Annotated in this window: 8 protein-coding genes and 1 riboswitch; of the genes, 3 read left to right on the top strand and 5 right to left on the bottom strand. The window is 65.0% G+C overall.

All coding sequences use genetic code 11. The features are described 5' to 3' along the window. Window positions 1-302 precede the first annotated feature (302 nt). The 4 genes from JXA24_01440 to JXA24_01425 form a co-directional block, all read right to left on the bottom strand. The gene (locus JXA24_01440; protein MBN1282421.1) at window positions 303-1,130 is read right to left on the bottom strand and encodes an ABC transporter substrate-binding protein; all 828 of its coding nucleotides are present in this window, start codon (window positions 1,128-1,130) and stop codon (window positions 303-305) included. Between the two features lie 44 nt (window positions 1,131-1,174). Continuing rightward, the gene (locus tag JXA24_01435) at window positions 1,175-2,506 is read right to left on the bottom strand and encodes a hypothetical protein (GenBank protein MBN1282420.1); all 1,332 of its coding nucleotides are present in this window, start codon (window positions 2,504-2,506) and stop codon (window positions 1,175-1,177) included. Between the two features lie 11 nt (window positions 2,507-2,517). After that, on the bottom strand, window positions 2,518-4,428 hold the full coding sequence (locus tag JXA24_01430) for a hypothetical protein (GenBank protein ID MBN1282419.1): 1,911 nt from the start codon (window positions 4,426-4,428) through the stop codon (window positions 2,518-2,520). A 111-nt stretch (window positions 4,429-4,539) separates the two neighbouring features. Beyond that, window positions 4,540-6,543, bottom strand: coding sequence for a TonB-dependent receptor (locus JXA24_01425; GenBank protein MBN1282418.1), 2,004 nt, complete (start codon window positions 6,541-6,543; stop codon window positions 4,540-4,542). Window positions 6,544-6,592: 49 nt separating this feature from the next. Further along, window positions 6,593-6,782, bottom strand: a riboswitch (cobalamin riboswitch). A 139-nt stretch (window positions 6,783-6,921) separates the two neighbouring features. On the opposite strand from JXA24_01425, the gene JXA24_01420 reads away from it, so the two are divergent. Together JXA24_01420 and JXA24_01415 are read left to right on the top strand one after the other, a co-directional pair. Further along, complete coding sequence (locus JXA24_01420) at window positions 6,922-7,599, top strand: DNA methylase (GenBank protein ID MBN1282417.1); 678 nt, start codon at window positions 6,922-6,924, stop codon at window positions 7,597-7,599. Between the two features lie 86 nt (window positions 7,600-7,685). Continuing rightward, entirely contained in the window at window positions 7,686-8,780 is a 1,095-nt protein-coding gene (locus JXA24_01415; GenBank protein MBN1282416.1) for a hypothetical protein, read from the top strand. A gap of 4 nt (window positions 8,781-8,784) precedes the next feature. On the opposite strand, the gene JXA24_01410 is transcribed toward JXA24_01415, so the two are convergent. Beyond that, entirely contained in the window at window positions 8,785-9,078 is a 294-nt protein-coding gene (locus JXA24_01410) for a hypothetical protein (GenBank protein ID MBN1282415.1), read from the bottom strand. Between the two features lie 143 nt (window positions 9,079-9,221). On the opposite strand from JXA24_01410, the gene JXA24_01405 reads away from it, so the two are divergent. Beyond that, window positions 9,222-9,980: a UPF0280 family protein gene (locus tag JXA24_01405; GenBank protein MBN1282414.1), complete on the top strand. Its 759-nt coding sequence runs from the start codon at window positions 9,222-9,224 to the stop codon at window positions 9,978-9,980. Window positions 9,981-10,078 lie beyond the last annotated feature (98 nt).

The raw sequence follows: 10,078 nt of genomic DNA, 5'->3' as shown, positions 1-10,078 counted from the left end.
TCGGGGGCTTTCGTCGGCCGGGTCATATAGGCTGCTGAATCCGGCCTCCCTGCCTGCCGGCAGGCAGGCTCGAGCCACGCTGCGAAGGGTGAGCCGGCCCTGTCCGTCAAATCAGCGCCCTTTCGCCTCCGGGTGGCGGCGGGTCGGGGGACCCCCATTTGACGCCAGCAGCCGCGGAAAGTCATCCGCATAAACTCGGTAATCTATCGCGGCGATGCCGCAAATGGGGGTGACCCGGCGACAGGACCCGGAGGCAACAGTGAGAAGATCACCCCGGCCCTGTCCGTCCGCTGATTCGGAAATTATTTCCCATAAATCTCTTTTGCAAGCATTTCGAGCGCAAGGGCGATCCCGGGGCCGGCGCGGAAGATGCCGGGGTCCATGGCGATGACCCTGCCTTGGCGCACCGCCTTGATGGCCTTGACGCCGTCCCAGGGCCTCTCGGGCGCCGCCCCGGGCCGAACGTCCATGGAGAGGTCGATTATCACCTCCGGGTCGTATGCGATCAGCTGCTCGAGCCCGACCTTCGGGTATTTCACTCCGGCCGCGGTCGCGGCGTTGGCGAGTCCGATGCAGGGGATCGCCTCGTGCATGTATGTGCCGGGGCCCGCTACGATCATGGGCCTCAGTCCCCAGACCACCACCGCCTTCGCGGGTTTTTCAGCTCCGTAGCGCCTCTTGAGCGTGTCGAGCTGCGACTTCATATCGCTCGTAAGCATCTTCCCTCGATCGGGCCTGCCGAGAAGCTCCGCTATTTCATGTATGGACGCGAGCGACTCGTCGAGGCCCGTGAACGGGAAGAGGCGGACTGCGATGCCAGCCCTCTCGATCGCCTCTATGGATCTGCGGCTGGAGTTCTCCTCGGAGCCGAGCACGAGATCGGGCCGGAGAGATATGATCCGCTCGGTGTAGGGCCTGGTGTAGTCGGCCGCGATCTGCGGCCTGCTCGCGCCCTCGGGCACGTCGCAGTATTTCGTCACTCCGACCAGTTTGTCTCCCAAGCCGAGCGCATATACGGTGTCGGTTATCGCCGGCTTGAGCGAAACTATCCTCCTCGGCGCCTCGGCCTGCGCACCTGTTGCCACGAACGGGACCATGAGCAGCAGCGCCATGTTTATAAACTTGATCATCTCAGATTCTCAACCTCTCAGCTTCTTTAGCTTCTTTAGTCTCTTCACATCCCCCCCAGCTCCGCCTTCCACACGCTGCCGCTCATGCCGTCGTTGGCGGTCACTGTCTGATAGAGGGTGTCGCCCACGACGACGGCAGGCCCGGAGGAACCGGCGGCCACCGGCGTCATCGGCACGCCGGTCCATCCGTACGGTGTCGTGTGGGCGAAGAGGATCCTGCTGCCGAGGCCGAACTCGCCGAAGTCGGACATGACGGCCACGTCGCCGAATCCGCAGATGTTGGAGACGAAGTTCGCGACGTCGGGCATCGCGCGGTCGAGTACGGATTCCGCCGTGGCCGCGTCCACCCCCACGATCCGCGCCTCGGGCTTCTGCACGCCGATGAGCACGAGCCCCCCTGCGGTGAGGGGCATCGTCGGCGAGTTCTGGCCGGTGATCGGACCGAGCAGGGATGTGACCCTCTCCAGATCCGGCAGCGAGAAGATGTCGACCGCGGCCTCGCTGTCCACGCTCGGCGCATAGGGGCCTGCCGAGAGGACCGCGAAGGCGTCCGCGCCGATCGCAGCGATGCCCGTGGGGTTCACCCCGCTCGTCCCGATCGAGCGCACGGAGGCGACGTCGAACGAGCCGTCGCCCTGGTAGCCGAGGTAGAGCACCGTGCCCGCGAAGAACGTCGTGAGCGCCGGGTCGAGATAATCTATGTTGTCCAGGTTCGATGTCGCGACGAAGAGGTCGCCGCCCGCCGCGTGGTAATAGAGCCCCGCCGGGAAGTTCGGCGCAAACTCGAGAGGCTGGTCGAGCTCGTCCAGGACCGTAAGTGCCGAGAAGTCGATCTCCTGCGCGACCGATCCGTCGGTGTAGTCCACCACCGTCAGTCCGTCAGGTGCGGAGCGGGCCACCACCGCGTACCGGTCGTCGATGATGAGGTGGTTCGCAGGGTAGCCGCTGACTGCGCCGGCCTCTGTCCAGTCGCCCGCAGCGTCCAGCGGCGGCGATTTCCACAGCGCGCCGGGCATGCCGCACGTGACGTAGAGCCGGTCCTCGGCGGCGTTGTGCGAGATGCTCGCAGGGAATGCGCACGGCGCGTCGGAGTAGTGGCTCACGCCCGGAGCGAACGGCGTCTCGGGCACCGTGTCCGTGTCGCTCGCGGTGGCGGAGTCGGTGTCGGTGTCCGTATCCACGTCCGTGTCCGTGTCGACATCGGCGTCCGTATCCACGTCTGTGTCCGTGTCGGCATCGGTGTCCGTGTCCACGTCCGGGCCGGTGTCCGTGTCGTCGACCCCTGAATCCCTCTTGGCGCCGCTGTCGTCAGAACAGCCGGCCAGGATTATTCCTGCTCCCAGCGCTATCCCCGCTATGATGATCGGTATTGCCATGACTGCCTCCTTTAGTTGTCTATCTCCCCGTTCACTACAGAAATTGCGTCCAGGTCGAAGCCTGCGGTGGTGCCCGAGCCGCCGGCCATGCCCGCGTCGGTTATCATTATATATTTAGCCATGGCCAGACCTACGTCCGCCAGATCGTACGCCTCTCCGCCTGCGACGGAAGGATCGAACGGGTCGATTCCGTTGTCGGGGTGGGAATAGACCGGGTTCCAGCCCGCGCAGCCGTGGTATGGATAGGAGCCGAGGCTGCACGGGAAGGTCAAGAAGTTCACGCCGTCGGCGCTGGCCGATACGATCCCGAGCTCCGCGTAGGGCGCGGCCGGGTTACCCCCTATGAAGAACGCGTTCTCGAACACGATGAAGTCGTCGCCCGGCCCGTCGATTGCCGGGCAGTTTCCGAGGTCGATCGCGATCGAGCCGCCGTTGCCCAGCGAGAGCACGTGCAGGCTGCCGGAGAGCTCCCCCGCGCCGCGCGGGGGACCCAGCACCACCGTCGGCATCGACGACTGGCCGAAGCCTGCGCCCGGCCCGTAGGAGACCGATTTCACGCCCTGCGCAAATCCCCGGCATGCATCGCCGTCGCTCCCGGCGGGTGGGTTCGGGACCGGCGTGTCGTCCGGGATCTCCTCCTCGGAGGGGGCAACGAACGCCTGCGCGGGGGCTCCCGTGTCTATCGCCACGATGGAACCCGGGTAGCCTGTGAGCACGTAGAGGTCCTCCCCCTTGTAGTCGACGCCGCGCGAGCCGGGCCTCACCGCCAGCGGGCCTGCGCCGGTGTTTGCGCCGGAGGGGTTCTCGTCGGTAACCCCGGCCGGGAATCCGACGACGAAAGGATCTTCGACGATCGGTCCGCCCTCGGCAAGCTCCACCGGAAACGCAGCGCTCAGCTCGAAGCTCGAGGCGTAGAGGTAACCGTCGTCGACCGCCAGCGCCGCCGAGCTCACGAAGTCCTGGCCCGCGCTCACGGCTATCGGGTCGTCGATGCCGCGCAGGGCCTGGCGGTTTATGAGGTCGATCTCGTAGATCTCGCCTTGGGCCGCTGAGCCTATGAATGCCCGCGACCCGTCCTTTGTGATCGCAGGCGGATGGTACGACGCCGCCACCGGTCCGATCGGTATCGTCGCCTCGATGCCCAGCGATTCGACGTCCACGACGTCGATCGATGCGTCGGTCTGCGCCACCCCTCTGGAGTCGATTATGTCTATCACGCCCGAGTTGACCACCACGAGCTCGTCGCCGCGCACCGCGAGCCCTGTGGGGTTGAAGCCGGTGGTGACCACGTGGCCTGTGCGGTCGGTGGAGCCGTCGCCGTTTATCCGAAAGACCTGGATCGTGCCGGGCGCGGTCACGGCCGGCGCCTGCGTTCTGATGTAGTTGGCGCTCGACACGAAGAGCCTGTCGCCATTGACCGCGATGCCGCCCGGATAGGAGGGGATGAGCGCGGGCTGCGCCGCGCTCCCGTCGGAGTTGAGGAGCCCGGCCCCGATGTCGATCGCCGCGACCGCGCTCGTGAAGTCCAGCATCGTCCCTGTGCGCGGGTCGAAGAGGATCACGGCGTTCGAGGTGAGCAGATAGGCCCGGTCGATCGCCGTGATGAGGAGCTTGGCCGGTATGCCGGAGCCGGAGGCTGCAAGGAATCCCTCGAATTTCTGAGAGAGGCGCATGGGATCCGAGTCGATGTCCACCGCGATGACGCCTGCCGGATCGGATGCGGACACCACGAAAGCGGTGCCGCGCATCCCTTCGATGTCCGGGATCGCGAGGTCCGCCGGGAAGTCGCCCGCGAGCGCGAAGCTTCGGTAAGCGGAGGCCGAGGCGTCGGGGTTGCCCTGCGCCGTGAGCACGCTGTTGCCGCAGGCCGCGGTGAGCGCCAAGATCGATAGAAACGATAGAATGTGGGTTATGTGCCTCATATGTCTCTCCGTGACTCGTGACTGGTGAACGGTGACTGGTGACTGGTGACTGGTGACTGGCGTGAACACGCTAGTCACGAGTTACGAGTCACGAGTCACGAGTCACGGTCTTCACGTCTTGGCCCCCACCGTCATCCAGTAGCTCCTGCGCGGCAGGGGGAACCCCACCGCGTCGTACGTCTGGACGTTCGTCACGTCCTTCACCTCGAAGGTGGCAAAGAAGTGCCTCGCGAACTCGAGCGTTGCCCCCAAATCCAGCGTGGCGCGCGCGGAGAGGTAGAGGGTGTTCGCCATGTTCAGCGGGTACGAGCCCACGTACTTGAACTCGCCGAACAGGGTCATCGGTTTGCATTTCCCCTCGACCCGCGCGTTGGCCTTGTGCGACGGCCTCCCTGGGAGGGCCAGGCCGCTTGCGCGAAACTTCGCGTCGAGCCAGCTGTAGTTGGCGAAGATGCCGAGCCACTCCCACGGCTCGAACGAGAGCGAGGCCTCGATCCCCTGGGACTTGACCCTCGAGGTGTTGAGCGGCTGGATCGTGAACGCCGATATGGGCACGAATATGATCTGGTCCTCTATGTAGTTCTGGAAGAACGCCACCTCGATCCTCGTCTTCGGCGGCGTGATGGCGACCCCCGCGTCCCAGCCGAAGGAGCGCTCGTCGGCGAGGTCCGGGTTGCCCCTGAGGTAGCCCTGGTCCGGCCAGTACAGCTCCGCGAAGGTGGGGTAGCGGAACGCGGTGCCGGCGTTCGCCCTGACCTCTACGAAGCCGGCCGGCCTTCCGATCGCAGAGACGCGCCAGCTCGCGCGCGTCTCTCTGCCGGTAGCCGCCTCCACCCTTGCGGACGGCACGATCCGGAGCCTTTGGTCGAGGAAACCCGCGTCGATCTCTGCGAACGCCGCGTTGGTGTGCCGATCGTGCGGGCCCATCAGCGGCCTGCCGGCCAGCGGCGAGGAGTCGCGGGCATAGTCGTAGTCGTACTCATAGCGCAGCACGGAGTTGAGATGCACGGGCCCGGGGTGCGCATCGTGAGTCACAAGCAGGTGCGCGCCGGGCGAGAGGGCGAGATACGTCGCGTCGATCGGGTCGCCGATGGCGGGCGAGGGGTCTGTGTAGCGGTCGCTGCTCACCAGGTTGGAGGCGCCGGCCTCGAACGCGAGCCCCCTCACGCCGAGATCGTCCGCGTTGAACCGCACTCCGGCCGTGTCCCTTATGAACTCCTCGTGCGCCTCCAGCGGGTTTGCGGGATACAGCAGGGTCGTCTCGATCTCCATGCCCGGCACGTCGCGGTCGCTCCAGTAAAAGTCGTTCGAGATCGAGATCGAGGTGTCGCGGGGGAGCTGGAACGAGACCTTGGCGAGCACGTCCTCAGACATTGATTCGTTGTGGAGCCGCCTGTAGGTGCGCGGGTCGGCGATGCTGCCTCCGTCTAGGGTGATGCCGGCGCTGGTGAAGGTGAACTCGCCACCCGTGGAGCGGTGGTTGTGCGCCAGCACCAGGTCCCAGCCCTCCCGCGGCTCGCGCCAGGACTCGGAGGTCCGCAGCGTGAGATAGGACCCTCCCGTGACCTTCGCCTCGATCGCGCGCGCGGCGGACGCGCGCTTCGTAACGATGTTGATCGCGCCGCCGATCGCGTCGGAGCCGAAGCGCGCCGAGGAGGCGCCTCGTATAACCTCTATGCGCTCGATCGACTCCATGGGTATGGAGGAGAAGTCGAACGTTCCCGTGAGCGAGGAGTTGACGCGCACCCCGTCCACGAAGACCGCCACCTGCTCGGCAGAGGAGCCGCGTATGGAGACCGTGGAGAGAGCGCCCTCCCCGCCAAGGTTGGTCACGTCGACGCCCACGGTCTGGGAGAGGAGTTCGGAGGCGGTCTTTGCGCGTCGGCCGTAGTGCGAGGGACGGATCACGGTCGTGAACGCGCCAGGCGCCTCGGGCGTGGACGAATCCGCATCGTCGGTCACGGTCACGACGCCGATATCCGCAGGGGGGGGGCCGACCTCCGGCATGACCGACTCGGGGTCCTGGGCCGACGTCAGGCAGGGGAGCGCGACGAGCAGGGCGAAAATAAAGGCCCTGCTCCCGGGGAGAAGGGCCTGTAGAAAAACGCGCGCCATGCGCCGCCTCTCTTCCGCGAAGAGCGTTACGCTTGAATGTCCTGGCGCAAGGTTTCCTGGCTCGGGGCCCTGTAGCCTTCCACCGCCTCGCCTTCCCACCGAGCACTCAACACATAACGAGCGAAACGTCTGCATGACAGTCTCGTTATGTGTTGAGTGCTCGGCAGTGACTCAATCGACGGTGGAACCTATGCCCTTCACAGTGGCGCGACCGCGCGGGATTTGCACCCGCTTCCCTTGCACGCCGGGCTGCTCAGATTGTGCGGAGATGCCTAACAGGCGGGGCATCGGTTGTCAAATGCGCCCTTGTGCTCCGGGGCCGCCTCTGGCATCGGTATCGGTCGAGGAGGCCTTATGGGCAAGCGAGGACCCGAACCCATGACCACGACGCTGTGGGACTTTCCCTCCCAGCACTACGGCGGGGCGATGCAGGGCGACAAGGACTATGCGGGCGCAACTCCCTCCTACATCGTCTGGAACCTGCTCACGCGATACACGCGCGAGGGCGACCTGATCGTCGACCCCATGGCCGGCTCCGGCACCGTCGTGGACGTGGCGCGCGAGCTCGGCAGGCGCGCGCTCGGATACGACCTCGCCCCTGTGAGGAAGGAGATCTTCAGAGCCGATGCGCGAAAGGTCCCGCTCGAGGACGAGAAGGCCGACTTCGTGTTCATCGATCCACCGTACTCGGACCACATCGAGTATTCCAAGGACCCGCACTGCATCGGAAAGCTCTCGGCGTTCGAGCCCGCGTACTTCAAGGAGATGCGAAAGGTGATAGCGGAGTGCGACCGGATCCTCCGCCCCGGCCGCTGCATGGCGCTGTATGTCTCGGACACCTTTCAGAAGAAGAGGGGATTCGTGCCGATAGGATTTCGGCTCTTCGATTTGCTCTGCGAGAAGTTCCGGCCGCTCGACGTCGTGGCGGTCACCCGGCACAACCGCAAGCTCGCGCGCGGCCGGTGGCACTCCGAGGCCCTCAAGGGCAACTACTTCCTGCGCGGCTTCAACTATCTCTTTATAATGAAGAAGGACCAGGCGCGCCGGTCCCGCTAACACATTGATAAACAAGGCTGTTTTTCTTAGCAACTTCCTCGGGAAAGGGCCGAAAAGCCAATGTTGACGCGGAGGTGTGCGAACAGATGACTTCACTCGGCCCTGCAGCGGAGTTCACATCGGCCTTTCGCTCCTTCCTGACCGGGAGCGCCAACATAGGCATCTACCCGTCGCATTTCAGCTCCAGACAGATCTTCTACGGCCTGATCGAGGAGGACATGGGGATGGTTCCCCTCGTGCTTGCGATACCGGCCGCGCGCATAAAGAGGGAGTCTGTCCTCCCGCCGGCGCCTGCGCTTCCAAGGCATGCGCTCCTCGGCCTTTCTCTGGACAGGCTCCTCGCCTCACAGGGCATGAGCAACTTCAACATCGAGAGGGCGCACCTCCAGCGGGTCGTAGACGAGGCCCATTCGAATATCTCCTCGTCAGGGGGCGATCACGGCGAGTTGCGCCAGCGCGCGGAGGAGCTCGACGGGGCGGCTGCGAGGACATCGATAATCCTGCCGGGAGACGCCGCCGCCGACGGAAAGGTGGACAGGAGCAGGTCGGTGCTGGACGCGATTCAGAGGCAGGTCGAGTCCGCAATCCTCTACCTGTACGTGGGCAGGGAGAACGACCTCCGCATGGCCTCGTACAAGTTCGGGAAGGCGGCGGTCATGGCCGAGGGGATAGGGCGCTACGGCGCAGCGGCCATGCTCGCGCAGGCGGGGGGCGAGGTCGAGGATGTCAGGGGCGCCACATTCGGTCCTGAGAACCTCTCCGAGGCCTCGGATGCCGAGGCCCTGCGCACTGCGGAGTGCGTGAACATACTCCGCTCGCTAAGGACCGATCCCGATCCTGCCACCTTCGGATTCAGGATATTCATGGGGATCGCCGACGGCTGGGGATATGAGCGGTGCGCCCGCGAAACAGAGGGGATACTCGCTTTCTCCGCGATGTGGAATTTTGCTCACGACAGGCAGACCGCAGCGGCTGCGGACCTTGCGCGCATGGCGCTGACGAGGCTCGAGGCGCCGGACGGGGGTTCTGGGGAGCGGCTCGAGTTCGCCGCTGAGATGATCGATTCTGCAGTCAGGATATGGGATGCGAACGATATGGACGAGTCGATCGTCGGTCAGGCCCGCAGGTTCGTATACGAGGCAAGAACGCTCGCACCTTCACTAAATCAGCCGGGAGCCTGATCGCTCATTTCTTCTGCGGCTCCGACCCCCCCACCCCGTGGCAGGCCATGACGCGGCTGGCTATCTCCATCGACGTGTTGATCATCTCCTTCGCGTCGCTGTTCTTCCTGAACTCGTCGATCTGCTCGATCGTCACGCCCTTCTCCTTGAGCACCTTCTCCGCATCGGGCAGCCCCTCGCCGAGGCCCTTGCATCCGAGCGTCGCCATGACGTCGATGTACTGTTCCCGGGTAATCCCCCGCGAGCACCCGCCGATGAAGGCGAGTAAAAGAATTGCGAGCGCGGCCTTTTTCATCATGATATCCCCCTTGGTTGAGTGGGGCGAAAATGCAACAGACGCTGCTCAACTTCAAGACAATTGCTCGCCCGTTTTGGGTTCACGCGCTTTTGGACGCTCTAACCGATTGATAAAAAACGATAATTTCGAAACTGCCGCTTGACATGCGGTGGGCTTTGCAATCATATGCCCTCTTCGAATCGGGGGGAGCGGTGTACGAGGAGCGGACATACAGGGAATGGGTGATGCCCGAGGGGCTCGTGCGGAGCGATATCCGGCTTCAGGAGAGCGACCTGTGCCTGCTCGCCCGGCCGGGCGAGGGTGCGCGCGCCCTCGATCTCCTGCGCGAGGCGCGCGAGACGCTGGGGCGCTACATAGTTCGCGACGGGCGCTTCAGGGTGACGCTCGCGCCGCACGAGCCGCTCCCGGGCGCGCCGCTGATCGCGCGCCGCATGGCCAGGGCCGCCGCCATCTTCGGCGTGGGGCCCATGGCCGCAGTGGCCGGCGCCGTGGCTGAGTCGGTGGGCGAGCGGATCGCAGGCGACGTGATAGTCGAGAACGGCGGCGACATATACGCGAGGACGCATGGGCCTATCACGGTCTCGCTCTACGCAGGCGGGGAATCGCAGTTCACGGGCAAGGTGAAGTTCAGGGTCGACCCGAGGGGGGCCGCGATCGGCATAGCCACCTCAAGTGCCACGCATGGCCACTCGCTCTCGTTCGGAAAGGCTGACGCGGTCTGCGTCGTGGGCTCAAGCGCAGTTGACGCCGACGCGGCCGCCACCGCCTTCTGCAACAAGGTCCAGACAGAGGCCGACGTGGCGCGCGTGATCGAGGAGGCGATGGGCCACGAGCGCGTGAAGGGTATAATAATCGCGATCGGGGACAAGCTGGGAGCTGCTGGGGAGATCGAGTTTGTTTGAAAAATAAGCATGGCTTCGGGGCCCGTCGCCGGGACGGGGATGCCTGTTTCGCTACGGCTCGCTCACTCAGACGCCGTTCGCTCGCCTGCGTCTCTTCG

It is taken from the genome of Pseudomonadota bacterium (assembly GCA_016927275.1).
Taxonomy (GTDB): domain Bacteria; phylum UBA10199; class UBA10199; order 2-02-FULL-44-16; family JAAZCA01; genus JAFGMW01.
This window is presented reverse-complemented; position numbering and strand designations above follow the sequence as displayed.

Excerpts from the sequence above, each read along its gene's own strand:
- JXA24_01440 (MBN1282421.1), bottom strand. The coding sequence starts at position 1,130 with ATGATCAAGTTTATAAACATGGCGCTGCTGCTCATGGTCCCGTTCGTG.
- JXA24_01435 (MBN1282420.1), bottom strand. The coding sequence starts at position 2,506 with ATGGCAATACCGATCATCATAGCGGGGATAGCGCTGGGAGCAGGAATA.
- JXA24_01430 (MBN1282419.1), bottom strand. The coding sequence starts at position 4,428 with ATGAGGCACATAACCCACATTCTATCGTTTCTATCGATCTTGGCGCTC.
- JXA24_01425 (MBN1282418.1), bottom strand. The coding sequence starts at position 6,543 with ATGGCGCGCGTTTTTCTACAGGCCCTTCTCCCCGGGAGCAGGGCCTTT.
- JXA24_01420 (MBN1282417.1), top strand. The coding sequence starts at position 6,922 with ATGACCACGACGCTGTGGGACTTTCCCTCCCAGCACTACGGCGGGGCG.
- JXA24_01415 (MBN1282416.1), top strand. The coding sequence starts at position 7,686 with ATGACTTCACTCGGCCCTGCAGCGGAGTTCACATCGGCCTTTCGCTCC.
- JXA24_01410 (MBN1282415.1), bottom strand. The coding sequence starts at position 9,078 with ATGATGAAAAAGGCCGCGCTCGCAATTCTTTTACTCGCCTTCATCGGC.
- JXA24_01405 (MBN1282414.1), top strand. The coding sequence starts at position 9,222 with ATGCGGTGGGCTTTGCAATCATATGCCCTCTTCGAATCGGGGGGAGCG.